Annotated in this window: 12 protein-coding genes; 6 read left to right on the top strand and 6 right to left on the bottom strand. The window is 63.0% G+C overall.

The genetic code is table 11. The features are described from left to right. Positions 1 to 256 precede the first annotated feature (256 nt). Positions 257 to 1,039 carry a MetQ/NlpA family ABC transporter substrate-binding protein gene (locus tag TK06_RS19775; RefSeq protein WP_003196610.1) on the top strand — a complete coding sequence of 261 codons (783 nt, stop codon included), beginning with the start codon at positions 257 to 259 and terminating at the stop codon, positions 1,037 to 1,039. 122 nt (positions 1,040 to 1,161) lie between these two features. Here the strand turns inward: TK06_RS19775 and TK06_RS19770 are convergent, their stop codons facing one another. Beyond that, positions 1,162 to 2,322: an AAA family ATPase gene (locus TK06_RS19770; RefSeq protein WP_063323455.1), complete on the bottom strand. Its 1,161-nt coding sequence runs from the start codon at positions 2,320 to 2,322 to the stop codon at positions 1,162 to 1,164. A gap of 140 nt (positions 2,323 to 2,462) precedes the next feature. On the opposite strand from TK06_RS19770, the gene TK06_RS19765 reads away from it, so the two are divergent. The 3 genes from TK06_RS19765 to TK06_RS19755 are packed head-to-tail and all read left to right on the top strand — an operon-like array spanning position 2,463 to position 7,671. Further along, positions 2,463 to 3,566 (top strand): efflux RND transporter periplasmic adaptor subunit, encoded by a 1,104-nt coding sequence (locus TK06_RS19765; protein WP_063323454.1) that lies wholly within the window; start codon positions 2,463 to 2,465, stop codon positions 3,564 to 3,566. Continuing rightward, positions 3,563 to 4,627 (top strand): efflux RND transporter periplasmic adaptor subunit, encoded by a 1,065-nt coding sequence (locus TK06_RS19760; protein WP_063323453.1) that lies wholly within the window; start codon positions 3,563 to 3,565, stop codon positions 4,625 to 4,627. The genes TK06_RS19765 and TK06_RS19760 overlap by 4 nt, the downstream gene beginning before the upstream one ends. Beyond that, positions 4,624 to 7,671 (top strand): efflux RND transporter permease subunit, encoded by a 3,048-nt coding sequence (locus tag TK06_RS19755; protein ID WP_063323452.1) that lies wholly within the window; start codon positions 4,624 to 4,626, stop codon positions 7,669 to 7,671. The genes TK06_RS19760 and TK06_RS19755 overlap by 4 nt, the downstream gene beginning before the upstream one ends. Before the next feature lie 204 nt (positions 7,672 to 7,875). On the opposite strand, the gene TK06_RS19750 is transcribed toward TK06_RS19755, so the two are convergent. After that, positions 7,876 to 10,095, bottom strand: coding sequence for a heavy metal translocating P-type ATPase (locus tag TK06_RS19750; protein ID WP_063323451.1), 2,220 nt, complete (start codon positions 10,093 to 10,095; stop codon positions 7,876 to 7,878). An 86-nt stretch (positions 10,096 to 10,181) separates the two neighbouring features. Here TK06_RS19750 and cadR point away from each other — a divergent pair, with 86 nt between their 5' ends. Beyond that, complete coding sequence (gene cadR, locus TK06_RS19745; RefSeq protein WP_003196623.1) at positions 10,182 to 10,628, top strand: Cd(II)/Pb(II)-responsive transcriptional regulator; 447 nt, start codon at positions 10,182 to 10,184, stop codon at positions 10,626 to 10,628. A gap of 115 nt (positions 10,629 to 10,743) precedes the next feature. Here the strand turns inward: cadR and TK06_RS19740 are convergent, their stop codons facing one another. From TK06_RS19740 to TK06_RS19730, 3 genes are all read right to left on the bottom strand, one after another. Beyond that, positions 10,744 to 11,715: a thymidylate synthase gene (locus tag TK06_RS19740; protein ID WP_063323450.1), complete on the bottom strand. Its 972-nt coding sequence runs from the start codon at positions 11,713 to 11,715 to the stop codon at positions 10,744 to 10,746. Between the two features lie 49 nt (positions 11,716 to 11,764). Continuing rightward, the gene (gene lgt / locus TK06_RS19735) at positions 11,765 to 12,574 is read right to left on the bottom strand and encodes a prolipoprotein diacylglyceryl transferase (protein ID WP_053117240.1); all 810 of its coding nucleotides are present in this window, start codon (positions 12,572 to 12,574) and stop codon (positions 11,765 to 11,767) included. A gap of 68 nt (positions 12,575 to 12,642) precedes the next feature. Further along, the gene (locus TK06_RS19730) at positions 12,643 to 13,425 is read right to left on the bottom strand and encodes a sulfite exporter TauE/SafE family protein (RefSeq protein WP_057450605.1); all 783 of its coding nucleotides are present in this window, start codon (positions 13,423 to 13,425) and stop codon (positions 12,643 to 12,645) included. A 331-nt stretch (positions 13,426 to 13,756) separates the two neighbouring features. Here TK06_RS19730 and TK06_RS19725 point away from each other — a divergent pair, with 331 nt between their 5' ends. After that, positions 13,757 to 14,512, top strand: coding sequence for an NRDE family protein (locus TK06_RS19725; protein ID WP_063323449.1), 756 nt, complete (start codon positions 13,757 to 13,759; stop codon positions 14,510 to 14,512). A 144-nt stretch (positions 14,513 to 14,656) separates the two neighbouring features. Here the strand turns inward: TK06_RS19725 and ptsP are convergent, their stop codons facing one another. After that, positions 14,657 to 16,936: a phosphoenolpyruvate--protein phosphotransferase gene (gene ptsP, locus TK06_RS19720; protein WP_063323448.1), complete on the bottom strand. Its 2,280-nt coding sequence runs from the start codon at positions 16,934 to 16,936 to the stop codon at positions 14,657 to 14,659. Positions 16,937 to 16,939: the final 3 nt, after the last annotated feature.

The following is a 16,939-nucleotide window of genomic DNA, read 5'->3' as shown; positions in this document are numbered from 1 at the left end:
GAGGGAGCTTGCTCCCGCTGGGCTGCGTAGCGGCCCCAAGATCTTGCGGTTGCTGCGCAACCGAGCGGGAGCAAGCTCCCTCGCCACAAAAACGGTGTTAGCTATATGAGGAAAATGAATATGAACTTGAACAAAAGATATTGTTAAGGAATAAAAAATGTCGGTATTGTCCGCATCACGCCAGCGATAGCACTTCACTGGCACTCCACTTTTGGCCGTCGTCCATGACGACAGTGATTTTCGATAAGGACACCGCATGAAAAAGGTTCTGTTGTTCACCGCATTGGCGGCAGCCCTGGCCTCTGGCCTGGCCCAGGCCGCGGAAAAACTGGTCGTGGCCGCCACCCCGGTACCCCACGCTGAAATCCTCGAGCTGATCAAGCCGGCCCTGGCCAAAGAAGGTGTGGACCTGGAAATCAAGGTCTTCACCGACTACGTCCAACCCAACGTACAGGTTGATCAGAAGCGCCTGGACGCCAACTACTTCCAGACCCTGCCGTACCTGACGAACTTCAACGAAGGCAAAGGCACCCATCTGGTGACCGTGATCGGCGTTCACGTCGAACCGTTCGGCGGCTACTCGAAGAAGTACAAAAAACTGGCTGATCTGCCGAATGGCGCGACCATCGCATTGCCAAACGAAGGCAGCAACAGCGGCCGTGCCCTGATCCTGCTGCAGAAGGCTGGGCTGATCGAGTTGAAAGACCCGAAAAACGCTCTGGCGACCCCGAAAGATATCGCCAAGAACCCGCACAACTTCAAGTTCAAGGAACTGGAGTCGGCCATGCTGCCGCGCGTGCTGGACCAGGTCGACCTGGACCTGATCAACACCAACTATGCCCTGGAAGCGGGTCTTAACCCAGCCAAGGACGCACTGGTAATCGAAGGCGCGGATTCGCCTTACGTCAACTTCCTGGTGGCCCGTCCGGACAACAAGGACAGCCCGGCCATCCAGAAGCTGGCCAAGGCCCTGACCAGCCCTGAAGTGAAGGCGTTCATCGAGAAGAAATACAGCGGCGCGGTACTGCCGGCGTTCTGATTCGCGGGCTGAACCTTGTCACGGTTTCAAGCGCCGACGGCTGATACAGCGTCGGCGTTTTTTGTGCTCGCGTTTTAATTGTGGGAGCGAGCTTGCTCGCGACTCGGTTGATCGGGCGCCAGTCAATCCGGCCAATGCCACGCCGGCTCATCCAACATCCGTTGCCCGACAATCCCGGTCTGCCCAAGCTCCTTTTCCAGCACGATGCAATTGCAGTCTTCATCCTGCTCCAGGGCGGCGATCAGGCGCGTGGCGTGGGACACCACCCAGACCTGGCAATTGACTGAAGCCCGGATGATCAGCCGCGCCAAGGCCGGCAACAGATCGGGGTGCAGGCTGGTTTCCGGTTCGTTGAGCACCATCAGCGAGGGTGGTCGTGGTGTGAGCAGGGCGGCCACCAGTAGCAGATAGCGCAGGGTCCCGTCCGACAGTTCGGCGGCGGACAGCGGGCGCAGCAGGCCATGCTGTTGAAACGCGATAGCGAAACGTCCGCCTTGCAGTTTCTCGATGTGCAGGTGGGCACCGGGGAACGCGTCGCCGATGGCGGCATGCAAGGCCTCGATGTCACCGATTTCCAGGATCGTCTGCAGCGCGGCGGCGAGGTCGCGCCCGTCGTGGTGCAGCACCGGCGTGCGGGTGCCCAGTTGTGGTTGGCGCACCGGGGCGTCGGCATCGCTGCGAAAATGATCGTAGAAGCGCCAGCGCCGAATGAACTCGCGCATCTGCAAGACCTCTGGCGAAGTGCGCAGGCTGCCGACCTGGTCGAACAGGCTGTCGAAGGTCGGCGTGTGCTGGGCCAGCACATCCCAGGAGCGGCCTTCGCGGGCACGGATCATCGGCCCGTTGCGGTCCACCAGCAGGCTGGCCGGCCGAAACACCGGGCCGGCCCAGATGCATTCGCGCTTGATTTCAGGGTCCAGTGAAAATGCTGAACGACTGGGCTCTGGCAAGCCCAGGGCGATCGAATAGCTGAAGTCCTCCCCAGCGAAGCCCAGGCGCAGGCGCTTGGTGCCCTGGCGCACAATCGCCTGGACCGGCACCTCGCCGTTACGCATGCGCCGGCTGATTTCTTCCGGCCCGGCCCAGAAGGTCGAGTCCAGTCCGCCTTCGCGGGCCAGGGCGTTGACCACCCCGCCCTGGGCTGTCTCTGCCAACAGGCGCAGGGCGCGGTACAGATTGGACTTGCCGCTGCCGTTGGGACCGGTGATCAGGTTCAGCCGGCCCAGGGGGATTACCAGCTTGTTGATGGATCGGTAATTGGCCACCGCCAGGGTCTTGAGCATGAGCAGACTCCTGCTGCTGGGGGTCCATAGGGAGGCGATCAGTTTGCCCGATTTGTTGCGTCCATTGTATTCGTTGAACCCTGTTCTAAGCTCACAGTCGTATCGTCACTGGTACGTCCGTACAGCGCAAAGGAGTCTGCATGGCTGGTCCCCGAATCAAACTCGTAGTCGGCCTGGGCCTCTGTGTACTGCTGGCCGGATGCGGCGATGAAAAACCTGTGGAAAAAGCCCTGCCGCGGGTTTTCGTGCAGCAAGCCGTGCCCAGCGAATACGCCGCTTCGGTGACCTTGACCGGCGATGTCCAGGCGCGGGTGCAGGCTGATCTGTCGTTTCGCGTGGGTGGCAAGATCATCGAGCGCAAGGTCGATGTCGGCGCCCGGGTTTCGGCCCGGCAAGTGCTGGCCCGGCTCGATCCTCGGGACCTGCAGACCAACGTCGACTCCGCAGCGGCCCAGGTGGCCGCCGAGCAGGCGCGGGTCAAGCAGAGTGCGGCGGCGTTCGTGCGCCAGCAGAAACTCTTGCCCAAGGGCTACACCAGCCAGAGCGAATACGACGCCGCCCAGGCTCAACTGCGCAGCAGCCAGAGTGCGCTGACCGCTGCCCAGGCCCAACTGGCCAACGCCCGCGAACAACTGAGCTACACCGCACTGATTGCCGAGGCCCCGGGCATCATCACCGCGCGCCAGGCGGAAGTCGGCCAAGTGGTGCAGGCGACGGAGCCGATCTTCAGCCTGGCCCGGGATGGCGAACGCGACGCAGTGTTCAACATCTACGAGTCGCTGCTGAGCGAACCGCCATCGGACCCTGCGATCATCATCAGTCTGCTGGATAACCCCGCCATCAAGACCACCGGCACGGTGCGCGAGATCACCCCGGCGGTGTCTGCCCAGACCGGCACCGTGCAGGTCAAGGTCACCCTCGATGATCTGCCCGAAGGCATGCGCCTGGGCTCGGTGGTCAGTGCCACGGCTAAAGCCGCCGGCAAGACCGCCTTCGAGCTGCCCTGGTCGGCCCTGACCAAGAACCTCAGTGAGCCGGCCGTGTGGCTGGTGGACAGCGAGGGCAAGGCGCAGTTGCAAACGGTGACCGTCGGCCGCTACCTGACCGGCAAAGTCATCGTCAGCGATGGCCTCAAGGGCGGTGAGAAAATCATCATCGCGGGCGGGCAATTGCTACACCCCGGCGTACGCGTCGAGATCGCTGAAAACACCTCTGGAAAAACCACGCCGGGAGTCCAGCCATGAAGGGTTTATGGATGGTCTCGGTCGGCCTCTTGCTGGCCGCCTGCTCCCAGGAAGAAGCGCCACCCGAACCGGTGCGCCCAGTGTTGTCAATTGAAGTCAGGGCCCTCGACCAGCAGGCGCTTGGGCGGTTCGCCGGGAATATCCAGGCCCGCTACGAGAGCAACGTGGGTTTCCGCGTGCCAGGACGGATCGCCAGCCGCAATGTCGACGTCGGCGCTGAAGTGAAGAAGGGCGACCTGCTTGCCACGCTCGACCCTACCGACCAGCAGAACCAATTGCGCGCCGCCCAGGGCGATCTGGCGCGGATCGAGGCGCAGTACATCAATGCCCAGGCCAATGCCCGCCGCCAGCAGCAATTGTTCGACCGTGGCGTCGGTGCCCAGGCGCAACTGGACATTGCCCAGACCGACTTGAAAACTACCGGCGCGTCCCTTGAACAGGCCCGGGCTTCGGTGGAGCAGGCCCGCGACCAGCTCAACTACAGCGAACTGCACACCGACCACGACGCTGTCGTCACGGCCTGGAATGCCGAAGCCGGGCAGGTGGTCACCGCCGGCCAGCAAGTGGTGACCCTGGCCCGCCCGGACATCAAGGAGGCAGTGATCGACCTGCCGGCCGATCTCGTCGACCGGCTGCCCGCCGATGTGGTGTTCGAAGTCACCGCGCAAATGGACCCGAGCATCCACACCACCGCCACCGTGCGCGAGATCGAACCCCAGGCCCAGAGCGCCACCCGTACCCGCCGCGCGCGCCTGACATTGGCCGATACACCACCAGGTTTTCGCCTGGGCACGGCCATCAGCGTGACCCTGAGCTCGACCATCGAACCGCGCATCGAGCTGCCACTCAGCGCGTTGCAAGAGATCGACGGCAAGGCGCGGATCTGGCTGGTCGACCCGCACAGCCAGACCGTCTCACCCCGTGACGTGCGGATTCTCGAACGTTCGGCCAGCTCGGTGCTGGTGGCCAACGGCATCAAGGCCGGCGATCGCGTGGTGAGCGCCGGGGTGAACAGTCTCCAGCCGGGGCAGAAAGTGAAACTCGACGAGGATGTACGATGAAAGGGCCTTTCAATCTGTCCGAATGGGCCCTGCGGCATCAGTCGTTCGTCTGGTACCTGATGTTCGTGGCGTTGTTGATGGGCGTGTTTTCGTACATGAACCTGGGGCGCGAAGAAGACCCATCGTTCACGATCAAGACCATGGTCATCCAGACCCGTTGGCCTGGCGCGACCCAGGAAGAAACCCTCAGGCAGGTCACCGACCGCATCGAGAAGAAGCTCGAAGAGCTCGATTCCCTCGACTATGTCAAAAGCTACACCCGACCGGGAGAATCGACGGTGTTCGTGTACCTGCTCGACACCACCGCAGCCAAGGAAATTCCCGAGATCTGGTACCAGGTGCGCAAGAAGATCAACGACATTCGCGGCGATTTTCCTGACGGCCTGCAAGGGCCCGGGTTCAACGACGAGTTCGGCGATGTCTACGGTTCGGTGTACGCCTTCACTGGCGACGGCCTGTCGATGCGCCAGTTGCGCGACTACGTGGAACAGGTGCGCGCCGAGATCCATGACGTCCCGGGCCTGGGCAAGGTCGAGATGGTGGGCGAGCAGGACGAAGTGCTCTACCTGAACTTCTCCACGCGCAAACTTGCCGCGCTGGGGATCGACCAGCGCGAGGTCGTGCAGAGCCTGCAAACCCAGAACGCCGTGACCCCGGCCGGGGTGATCGATGCCGGGCCCGAGCGGATTTCCGTGCGCACGTCCGGGCAGTTCCAATCCGAAAAAGACCTGGCCAACGTCAACTTGCGGCTCAATGACCGCTTCTATCGGCTGGCCGACATCGCCGACATCAGCCGCGGTTACGTTGACCCTGCCACGCCGATGTTCCGTTTCAACGGTACACCGGCCATCGGCCTCGCCATCGCAATGAAGAAGGGCGGCAACATCCAGGATTTCGGCAAGGCGCTGCATGCGCGCATGAGCGAGCTGACCGCTGACCTGCCGGTGGGCGTTGGCGTGCATACCGTGTCGGACCAGGCCGAAGTGGTGGAAGAGGCGGTCGGCGGCTTCACCAGTGCCTTGTTCGAGGCGGTGATTATCGTCCTGGTCGTCAGCTTCGTCAGCCTCGGCGTCAGGGCCGGACTGGTGGTGGCCTGCTCGATTCCGCTGGTACTGGCGATGGTCTTCCTGTTCATGGAATATAGCGGCATAACCATGCAGCGGATTTCCCTCGGTGCGTTGATCATCGCCCTCGGCCTGCTGGTGGACGACGCGATGATCACCGTGGAAATGATGGTCACGCGCCTGGAAAAAGGCGACAGCAAGGACCAGGCCGCGACGTTCGCCTATACCTCGACGGCATTCCCGATGCTCACCGGGACCCTGGTGACCGTGGCCGGTTTCGTGCCCATCGGCCTGAACGCCAGTTCTGCGGGTGAGTACACCTTCACCCTGTTCGCGGTCATCGCGGTGGCGATGCTGGTGTCATGGATCGTCGCGGTGTTATTTGCCCCGGTGATCGGCGTGCACATCCTCAGTACCAACGTGAAACCCCACAGCGCCGAGCCGGGGCGAATCGGCCGGGCGTTCAACGGTGGCCTGTTGTGGGCGATGCGCAATCGCTGGTGGGCCATCGGCATCACCGTGTTGCTGTTCGTGCTGTCGGTGTTTTGCATGCGTTTCGTGCAGAACCAGTTCTTCCCTTCCTCGGACCGGCCGGAAATCCTGGTGGACCTCAACCTGCCGCAAAACGCTTCGATGGACGAGACCCGCCGGGCGGTCGATCGCCTGGAAGCGACCCTCAAGGGCGACCCGGATATCGAGCGCTGGAGCACCTACATCGGCGAAGGCGCGATTCGCTTTTACCTGCCGCTGGACCAGCAACTGCAGAACCCGTACTACGCGCAACTGGTGATTGTCAGCAAAGGCCTGGAGTCGCGCACGGCCCTCACCGAGCGCCTGCAAAAGCGTCTGCGTGAGGATTTCGTCGGGATTGGCAGCTACGTGCAAGCCCTGGAAATGGGCCCGCCGGTGGGCCGGCCGATTCAGTACCGGGTCAGCGGCAAGGACATCGACCAGGTGCGCAAGCATGCGATCGAGCTGGCCACCGAGCTGGACAAGAACTCGCATATTGGCGAAATCATTTACGACTGGAACGAACCGGGCAAGGTGCTGCGCATCGACATCGCCCAGGACAAGGCGCGGCAGTTGGGCTTGTCTTCCGATGATGTGGCCAGGCTGATGAACAGCATCGTCAGCGGTTCGCCCGTAACCCAGGTCAACGACGATATTTACCTGATCGACGTAGTCGGCCGTGCCGAAGATGCCGAGCGTGGTTCGCCGGAAACCCTGCAGAACCTGCAAATCGTCACCCCGGGCGGCACCTCGATTCCGTTGCTGGCGTTCGCCACGGTGCGCTATGAACTGGAACAGCCCTTGGTGTGGCGTCGTGACCGCAAGCCCACCATCACCATCAAGGCTGCCGTGCGCGACGAGATCCAGCCCACCGACCTGGTCAAGCAACTGCAACCGGCCATCGACAAGTTCGCCGCCGGCCTGCCTGTGGGCTACAAGGTCGCCACGGGCGGTACGGTGGAAGAGAGCAGCAAGGCCCAAGGGCCGATCGCCAGTGTCGTGCCGTTGATGCTGTTCTTGATGGCGACCTTCCTGATGATTCAGTTGCACAGCGTGCAGAAGCTGTTCCTCGTGGCGAGCGTCGCGCCCCTCGGGTTGATCGGCGTGGTGCTGGCGCTGGTGCCGACGGGCACGCCCATGGGCTTTGTGGCGATCCTCGGGATCCTCGCGTTGATCGGCATCATCATCCGTAACTCGGTGATCCTGGTGACCCAGATCGATGAATACGAACGTGACGGCTACGAGCCCTGGGATGCGGTGGTGGAGGCCACCGAACACCGGCGCCGGCCGATCCTGCTCACAGCCGCCGCGGCGAGCCTGGGGATGATCCCGATTGCCCGGGAAGTGTTCTGGGGGCCGATGGCCTACGCGATGATCGGAGGGATCATCATCGCCACCCTACTGACGCTGCTGTTCCTGCCGGCGCTGTATGTGGCCTGGTACAAGATCCGCGAGCCGAAGCGCGATTGATCGACGGGAGCTGGCTTTGCACTGCTTCTGTGGCGAGGGAGCTTGCTCCCGCTGGGCTGCGAAGCAGCCCTATAAGCGATGAGCGCTTCGCACTCAAGCGGGAGCAAGCTCCCTCGCCACGGGTTTCTGCGGGGCTTGATCTTCAGCGAAATCCTGCGGGAGCGAGCTTGCTCGCGATGAGGCCAGCCCAGTCACCCAGGCCTTTTACTTGCGCAACAACCGCAACCCATTGAACACCACCAGCAAACTCACCCCCATGTCGGCGAACACCGCCATCCACATGGTGGCGAACCCGGCGAAGGTGAACCCGAGAAAGATCGCCTTGATCACCAACGCCAAGGCAATGTTCTGTTTCAGGATGCTTGAAGTCTGCCGCGACAGACGAATGAAAGCCGGGATCTTGCGCAGATCATCGTCCATCAAGGCGACATCGGCGGTTTCGATGGCCGTGTCGGTGCCGGCCGCTGCCATGGCGAAACCGATTTCCGAACGGGCCAGGGCCGGGGCGTCGTTAATGCCGTCGCCGACCATGCCGACGCGGTGACCCTGGGCGTACAACGCTTCAATGGCTTGCAGCTTGTCTTCGGGCAACAGGTCGCCCCGAGCCTGATCCATGCCCACCTGCGCGGCAATCGCGTCGGCGGTGTGGGCGTTGTCGCCGGTGAGCATCAAGGTCTTGATGCCCAGGTCATGCAGTTGCCGGATGGCTTCGCGGCTGGAGTCCTTCACGGTGTCGGCCACGGCAAACAGCGCCAAGGGACCTGTAGCGTCGAGCAGCAGCACGACGGACTTGCCTTGTTTTTCCAGGGCGAAGAGTTTCTCTTCCAGTTCGGGGGAACACAGGCCGAGGTCTTCCACGAGGCGGTGATTGCCCAGGTGATAAGTCTGCCCGCCGATGTCGCCGCGCACGCCGCGCCCGGCAAGCGCCTCGAAGTTATCCACAACCTGCTGTGCCAGCTGCTTATCCACAGCCGCGTTGGCAATCGCCCGGGAAACCGGGTGGTCGGAGCGGGCGGCGAGGCTGGCGGCCAGGGCTGGAGCGGTGGTTTCCACGCTTGGGTCCAGCGCCACATAGTCGGTTTGCACTGGCTTGCCGTGGGTGAGCGTGCCGGTCTTGTCCAAGGCCAGGTAGTCGAGCTTGTAGCCACCTTCCAGGTACACGCCGCCCTTGACCAGGATGCCTTTGCGCGCCGCTGCGGCAAGGCCGCTGACGATGGTCACGGGGGTGGATATCACCAGGGCGCACGGGCAAGCGACCACCAGCAGCACCAGCGCCCGGTAGATCCAGTCGAACCACGCGGCGCCCATGAACAGCGGTGGGATGATGGCGACAGCCAGGGCCAGGACAAACACCGCCGGGGTGTAGATTTTCGAGAACTGGTCGACGAAGCGCTGGGTCGGCGCGCGGGAGCCCTGGGCCTGTTCCACGGCGTGGATGATCCGCGCCAGGGTGGAGTGATCGGCCGCTGCGGTCACGGTGTATTCCAGCTCGCCGGCCTGGTTGATGGTGCCGGCGAACACCTTGTCGCCGACGGTTTTTTCCACGGGCAGGCTCTCGCCCGTGATCGGTGCCTGGTCAATGGTCGAACGACCGGCGACCACGTCGCCGTCCAGACCAACCCTTTCGCCCGGGCGAAGCCGTATCCGCGCACCGAGGGCAATGACTTTTACGTCCTGCACCTGCCAGCTGCCATCGGCCTGTTGCACGGTGGCCTGTTGCGGGGCCATCTGCATCAAGCCGCTGATGGCGTTGCGCGCACGGTCGAGGGATTTGGCTTCGATCAGCTCGGCCACGGTGAACAGGAACATCACCATCGCCGCTTCCGGCCATTGGCCGATCAGCACCGCGCCGGTCACGGCGATGCTCATCAGCGCGTTGATGTTCAAGTTGCGGTTTTTCAGGGCTATCCAGCCCTTCTTGTAGGTACCCAGGCCGCCACTGAGGATCGACACCAACGCCACCAGTGCGACCACCCAGTTTGGCGCGGCATTGGTGAAGTGGATCAACTCGGCGCCCAAGGCCGTCACGCCGGACAGCGCCAGCGGCCACCAGGGCTTGGCCGGGGCGGGCAGGTCAGGGGAGGCTTTCTCTTTGCCTGGAGTCATCGGCTCGGCCTGCATCCCTAAGGATTCGATAGCCTTGATGATCGGCGCGTCGCTGGGCAAATCGTGGGTTACGCCCAGCACGCGGTTGATCAGGTTGAAGTCCAGTCGCTGCACGCCTTCAAGCTTGCCGAGCTTGTTCTGGATCAGCGTCTGTTCGGTGGGGCAGTCCATGGCTTCGATGCGGAAACTGCTCAGCCGCGCACCGTCCGTCGGCGTTTTGCCGAGGATGACCACCGCTGGCGCCGCTTTCGAGGCGCAGCAGGAATGCCCGTGGTCATGGCCGTGGTCGGGTTTGTGGGTGTGAAGGGAATCGCTCATCGGGTGACGTCCGTGAAAAGTGCCTGTTGCGCAGTAAAGACCCTGTAGTCACTATAGGGTCAAGCACCTATTTGGGAGGCCGCATCATGAAGATCGGAGAACTGGCGAAAATCACCGACTGCCAGGTCGAAACCATCCGCTACTACGAGCGCGAAGGCTTGCTGCCGGAACCGGCCCGTAGCGACGGCAATTACCGCGTCTACACCCAGGCCCATGCCGAGCGGCTGACGTTCATCCGCAATTGCCGCACCCTGGACATGACCCTGGAAGAAATCCGCAGCCTCCTGGCCCTGCGCGACAGCCCCCAGGACCAGTGCGAAAGCGTCAACGCGCTGATCGACGAGCACATCCAACACGTCAAGGCCCGCATCGACGGCCTGCTGGCCTTGCAGACGCAACTGATCGACCTGCGCCATCGCTGTGGTGAAGGGCCGGACCTGGATCAATGCGGGATTTTGCAGCGGCTGGAGGTCAGTGGTGCGGTGGCGCCGGAGGTGGAGCATTCGCATGTGGGGCGTAGTCACGGGCATTGAAAGCCCATTGATCGCTCCCGCGCTCTGCGCGGGAATGCAGCCCGGGACGCTCCGCGTCCCTGTGACGCAGAGCGTCCACGCAGAGCGTGGGAGCGATCAAGAGAGGTGGTGTGGCTCAGACCGCCATCGGCGCGGTCATCGGCGCATGGTGCTGGTAGCCTTCGAGGGAGAAGTCGCCCGGTTCCACCAACTCCAGCCACTCAGGCTGGTACTCACCAGTTTCGGCAAACGCCGGCACGCGCTCGGAAATCACCAGTTTCGGCATCGGGAACGGCTCGCGCTTGAGCTGTTCGTTGAGCATGTCCAAGTGGTTTTCGTAGACATGGGCATCGCCGATGAAATAGGTGAACCAGCGCGGCGTGTAGCCGGTCAGGCGGCCGATCAGGCTCAGCAGCGCGGCGCCTTCGGTGAGGTTGAATGGCGTGCCCAGGCCCAGGTCGTTGGAGCGGATGTAGAGGGTCAGGGAGATTTCCTTGGTCTCGACATTCGGGTGGAACTGGTAGAGCAGGTGGCACGGCGGCAGAGCCATTTCATCGAGCTGGGCACAGTTCCAGCCATGGAACAGGATGCGCCGGCTGCCCGGGTCCTTGATGATGGTGTCGACGCATTGGCGAACCTGGTCGATGGCCTTGTACAGCACCACGTAGGCCTGGCCATTTTCTTCGCCTTCGGCGATCTGCCGATAACCCTGGGCCAGCGTCTGCTCGATGGCCGCCGGGTTGCTCAGGGGGATCTGTTTGTAGGCCGGCCATTTGCGCCACTGCACGCCGTAGATCTCGCCCAGGTCGTCGTCGCCCTGGCGGAACGGGTTGGCCAGCCACTGGGCGTTTTCGTTGGCGTTCTGGTCCCAGACCTTGCAGCCCAGGGCGCGGAATTCGGCGGCATTGTTCACGCCACGGAGAAAACCGCACATTTCGCCAATGGCCGACTTGAAAGCCATCTTGCGGGTGGTGATGGCCGGGAAGCCGTCCTTCAAGTCATAGCGCAGCATGGCGCCGGGGAAGCTGATGGTGTTCACGCCGGTGCGGTTGGCCTGCTTGGTGCCGTTCTTGATGACGTGGGCCACCAGTTCGAGATATTGCTTCATGGGTTACCTGTGTCCTTGAACCCGGGGCCAACGCCCCGGGGTTCGAATTTTAAACCTTGGCCGCCGCAGCCGGCGCGCGATGATAAGCCAGCCAGATCAGCGCCAGGCCGCCGATGATCATCGGCAAGCACAACACCTGGCCCATGGTCAGCCAGTTCCACGCCAGATAGCCGAGCTGGGCGTCCGGTACGCGGACGAATTCAACGATGAAACGGAAGATCCCGTAGAACAGCGCGAACATGCCCGACACCGCCATGGTCGGCCGCGGCTTGCGCGAGAACAGCCAGAGGATCAGGAACAATGCCACGCCTTCGAGGGCAAACTGGTAAAGCTGCGACGGGTGGCGCGGCAACTGCGCCGGGTCGCTGAACGGCGGGAAGATCATCGCCCACGGCACGTCGGTCGGCTTGCCCCACAATTCGGCATTGATGAAGTTGCCGATGCGCCCGGCGCCCAGGCCGATCGGCACCATCGGCGCGACGAAGTCCATCAGCTCGAAAAACGATTTGTTGTTGCGCTTGCCGAACCACAACGCCGCCAGCATTACGCCGATGAACCCGCCGTGGAACGACATGCCACCCTTCCAGACTTCAAAGATCAGCGTCGGGTTGGCCAGGTACGCACTCAGGTCGTAGAACAGCACGTAGCCCAGGCGCCCGCCGACGATCACGCCCATGGACAGCCAGAACACCAGGTCCGAGAGCTTTTCCTTGTTCCAGGTCGGGTCGAAACGGTTGAGCCGACGCGACGCCAGCCACCAGGCGCCGCCGATGCCGATCAGGTACATCAGGCCGTACCAGTGGATTTTCAGCGGGCCGATGGCCAAGGCCACCGGATCGATCTGCGGGTAAGGCAGCATTGATATTCCTCGTAAACGTCAAAAATACCCGGGCGACGCTGCCACCTCGGGATTAAGCCAGGATTGCGTCAGAACAGAAAACTCAAGCCCACGCAGAATAGCAAGGCGGCGAACAGCCGCTTGAGCAAGCGCGGCGACAGGCGATGGGCCAGTCGCGCACCGAAGCGGGCGAAGACCATGCTGGTCAGGGCGATGCCCAGCAACGCCGGCAAATACACAAAACCGAGACTATGGGCCGGCAGCAGCGGATCGTGCCAGCCCAGAATCATGAAACTTAGTGCACTGACCACGGCGATGGGCAGTCCGCAGGCCGATGAGGTCGCGACCGCTTGCTGCATCGGCACGCTGCGCCAGGTCAGGAACGGCACGGTCAGCGAACCGCCGCCGATGCCGAAAATCGCCGAGGCCCAGCCGATCACCGTGCCGGCCAGGGTCAGTCCGGCCTTGCCCGGTACGCTGCGACTGGCGTTGGGCTTGAAATCCAGGGCCAATTGCAGAGCAACGATCAGGGCGAACACGCCGATGATCTTTTGCAGGTGCGGGCCGGAAATCGCTTCGGCGGTGATCGCGCCGAATCCGGCACCGATCAGGATGCCGACGGTCATCCAGGCGAACACCGGCCAGCGCACTGCGCCTTTGCGTTGATGCTCGCGTACGGCATTGACCGAGGTGAAGATGATCGATGCCAGCGAGGTGCCGACGGCCAGGTGCGTCAGCACCTGCGGGTCGAAGCCCTGCAGGGTGAAACTGAACACCAGCACCGGGACGATGATGATCCCGCCCCCCACGCCGAACAACCCGGCCAACACGCCGGCGCAGGCGCCGAGCAGCAGATAGAGCACAAATTCCACCAGCGTCTCCCCGGCCATCCTCGAAATAAGAGCGGCATGGTAACGGATCCAGGGGCCCCGGCTCCACTGAAGGTGATGGATGTGGGGGCCATGTCTGGGTAGAGTGGGCTGAGAGCCCTGGAGATATTGGGTGGCGAACTGCTGTTGTGGCGAGGGGGCTTGCTCCCTCTGGAGGGCGAAGCCCTCCCAATAAAATCCCGCTTACTGGTCTGAAAAACTGGCCTCTGGTTTTTGGGTCTTCTTCGTAGCCCAGGGGGAGCAAGCTCCCTCGCCACAGAGGCTGTGTTCGGCTCTATCTTCAATGGATGGGTATTTTAAACAGGACGACCTGATGTGCCTGATCGTATTTGCCTGGCGCCCCGGCCATGCCCAGCCGCTGATCGTGGCGGCCAACCGCGACGAGTTCTACGCCCGGCCGACCTTGCCCCTTGCCCAGTGGCCTGATGCGCCCCATGTGCATGCTGGTCGCGACCTGGAGGCTGGCGGCACCTGGCTTGGCATTGGCGCCGAAGGGCGCTTTGCGGCGCTGACCAACATCCGAGACCCGGGCCAGTTGCCGGCATTCAAGTCGCGCGGCGAACTGGTGGCGCGGTTCCTGACCGGAAATCTTTCGATTACTGAGTATTTGAGCGAAATCGTGCCCCGCGCCAGCGAGTATGGTGGGTTCAACCTGCTGCTCGGCGATGGCGTCGAGCTGTGGCACCACAACGCCCGCGATACCCAGCCGCAGCGGTTGGACGAGGGGCTCTATGGCTTGTCGAACGCTGGGTTGAACACGCCATGGCCCAAGTTGCTCAAAGCCCGCGCGGCGCTGGGCGAGGTGCTGGACGATCCGCAGCCCGAGGCACTGCTTACGCTGCTGAACGACCCGCGGCCTGCTCCGGTGGCTGAGCTGCCTGATACCGGGGTGGGAGTGGCGACCGAGATGCTGCTATCGAGTGTGTTCATCGCCAGCCCGGCTTACGGGACGCGGGCGAGTACGGCGCTGATTGTCCATGCCGATGGGACGCGGCAGATGGTCGAGCGCAGTTTCGGGCCCCATGGGGGGCATTTGGGGGAGGTGGAGCTGCACATTGAATGCCTGTGATAACCCGTGGCGAGGGAGCTTGCTCCCGCTCGGCTGCGAAGCAGTCGCAAGTTGGCTGACACTGCCCTTATCGCTATCACCGCAATCGGGAGTGCTTCGCACTCCAGCGGGAGCAAGCTCCCTCGCCACACACACCAATGCTCGTCAGAGCGTCTTGTTCGAAGCCGGATTGATCATCCGCGCCAACCCAAGGTTCTTCAGCGCCAGTTGCAAGGAGCTGTGGATCACTTGCGGGTTGTCGATGGTCATCACCTCCGCGAGCAATTCCTGGGCCTTGCTGAGGTTGATCTGGCGCAGCATCCACTTCACTTTCGGCAGGTTGGTGGCGTTCATCGACAAGCTGTCGAAGCCCATCGCCATCAGCAGCACTGCGGCGGCCGGGTCGCCGGCCATCTCACCGCAGATGCTCACTGGCTTGCCTTCGGCATGGGCGTCACGTACCACGTTCTGCAAGGCTTGCAGCACCGCCGGGTGCAGGTAGTCGTACAGGTCGGCGACCCGTGGGTTGTTGCGGTCCACGGCCAGCAGGTACTGGGTCAGGTCGTTGGAGCCCACCGACAGGAAGTCCACCTGCCGCGCCAGTTCCTTGGTCTGGTACACCGCCGCCGGGATCTCGATCATCACGCCAATCGGTGGCATCGGCACGTCGGTGCCTTCGTCGCGCACTTCGCCCCAGGCCCGGTGGATCAGGTGCAAGGCTTCTTCCAGTTCATGGGTGCCGGAGATCATCGGCAACAGGATGCGCAGGTTGTTCAGGCCTTCGCTGGCCTTGAGCATGGCACGGGCCTGGACCAGGAAGATTTCCGGGTGGTCGAGGGTCACGCGAATACCGCGCCAGCCGAGGAACGGGTTGTCTTCCTTGATCGGGAAGTAGGACAGGGACTTGTCGCCGCCAATGTCCAGGCTGCGCATGGTCACCGGTTGCGGGTGGAACGCGGCCAGTTGTTCGCGGTAGATCGCCAGCTGTTCCTTTTCGCTGGGGAAGCGCTGGTTGATCATGAACGGCACTTCAGTGCGGTACAGGCCCACGCCCTCGGCGCCACGTTTCTGCGCCCGGGCCACGTCGGCCAGCAGGCCGGTGTTGACCCACAGTGGCATGCGATGGCCGTCGAGCGTCACGCACGGCAGGTCCCGCAGCGCGTCCAGTCCCAGGGACAGTTGCTTTTCTTCCTCCACCACGTCGGCAAACTGCTTGCGCAGCACGTCGCTGGGGTTGGTGTAGACCTCGCCGTGGTAGCCATCGACGATCATCTGGATGCCGTCGACCTTGGAGTATGGCAGGTCCACCAGGCCCATCACCGTCGGGATGCCCATGGCCCGGGCCAGGATCGCCACGTGGGAGTTGCCCGAACCCAATACCGAGACCAGCCCCGCCAGCTTGCCTTCGGGCACTTCGCCGAGCATGGCCGGCGTGAGTTCTTCACTGACCAGGATGGTGTTGTCGGGGTAGACCAGGGTCTGCTGGCGCTCTTGCTGCAAGTAGGCCAGCAACCGGCGGCCAAGGTCCTTGACGTCCGAGGCCCGCTCGCGCAGGTAGGCGTCGTCCATCAGTTCGAAACGGTTGACGTGGTCGGTCACCACCTGGCGCAGTGCGCCCTGGGCCCACTGGCCGGTCTTGATGACGGTGGTCACTTCGCTGCCCAGGGAGGCATCGTCGAGCATCATCAAGTAAACGTCGAACAACGCGCGCTCTTCAGGGCGCAGCTGCGTTGCCAGCTTGGCCGACAGGGCGCGCATGTCGGCGCGTACGCCTTCGATGGCGGTCTTGAACAAGCCCAGCTCGGCGTCGATATCGGTGATGGCCTTGTCCGGCACCACGTCCAGGTCGGCGGGTGGCAACATGACCACCGCCGTACCCACCGCCGCGCCCGGTGAACCCGGCACGCCGACGAACTTGGCTTCCTGGATGCCCTTGCCCTGGCGCCCCAGGCCGCTGATCGAGCCGGTGGCCTCGGCGTGGGCGATAACCCCGGCCAGTTGCGCGCTCATGGTCACGAGGAAGGCTTCTTCACCCTCATCGAACTGGCGGCGTTCTTTTTGCTGGATGACCAACACGCCGACAACGCGGCGGTGGTGGATGATCGGTGCCCCGAGGAACGAGGCGTAGCGTTCTTCGCCAGTTTCGGCGAAGTAGCGGTAGCGCGGGTGATCCGCGGCGTTTTCGAGGTTCAGGGGTTCTTCGCGTGTGCCGACCAGACCGACCAGGCCTTCATTGGGGGCCATGCTGACTTTGCCGATGGAGCGCTTGTTCAAGCCCTCGGTGGCCATCAACACGAAACGATTGGTCTCGGGATCCAGCAGGTAGACCGAGCAGACCTGGCTGCCCATGGCCTCTTTGACACGCAATACAATAATCCCCAACGCCGCCTTGAGATCCTTGGCGGAGTTAACTTCCTGGACGATCTTGCGCAGCGTATTGAGCATGGC

This window comes from Pseudomonas fluorescens (genome assembly GCF_001623525.1).
GTDB lineage: Bacteria > Pseudomonadota > Gammaproteobacteria > Pseudomonadales > Pseudomonadaceae > Aquipseudomonas > Aquipseudomonas fluorescens_Q.
Note: the sequence above shows the minus strand (reverse complement) of the source record. Positions and strands in the feature narration are given on the sequence as shown.

Coding starts and splice junctions, on each gene's coding strand:
- TK06_RS19775 (WP_003196610.1), top strand. CDS start 257: ATGAAAAAGGTTCTGTTGTTCACCGCATTGGCGGCAGCCCTGGCCTCT.
- TK06_RS19770 (WP_063323455.1), bottom strand. CDS start 2,322: ATGCTCAAGACCCTGGCGGTGGCCAATTACCGATCCATCAACAAGCTG.
- TK06_RS19765 (WP_063323454.1), top strand. CDS start 2,463: ATGGCTGGTCCCCGAATCAAACTCGTAGTCGGCCTGGGCCTCTGTGTA.
- TK06_RS19760 (WP_063323453.1), top strand. CDS start 3,563: ATGAAGGGTTTATGGATGGTCTCGGTCGGCCTCTTGCTGGCCGCCTGC.
- TK06_RS19755 (WP_063323452.1), top strand. CDS start 4,624: ATGAAAGGGCCTTTCAATCTGTCCGAATGGGCCCTGCGGCATCAGTCG.
- TK06_RS19750 (WP_063323451.1), bottom strand. CDS start 10,095: ATGAGCGATTCCCTTCACACCCACAAACCCGACCACGGCCATGACCAC.
- cadR (WP_003196623.1), top strand. CDS start 10,182: ATGAAGATCGGAGAACTGGCGAAAATCACCGACTGCCAGGTCGAAACC.
- TK06_RS19740 (WP_063323450.1), bottom strand. CDS start 11,715: ATGAAGCAATATCTCGAACTGGTGGCCCACGTCATCAAGAACGGCACC.
- lgt (WP_053117240.1), bottom strand. CDS start 12,574: ATGCTGCCTTACCCGCAGATCGATCCGGTGGCCTTGGCCATCGGCCCG.
- TK06_RS19725 (WP_063323449.1), top strand. CDS start 13,757: ATGTGCCTGATCGTATTTGCCTGGCGCCCCGGCCATGCCCAGCCGCTG.
- ptsP (WP_063323448.1), bottom strand. CDS start 16,936: ATGCTCAATACGCTGCGCAAGATCGTCCAGGAAGTTAACTCCGCCAAG.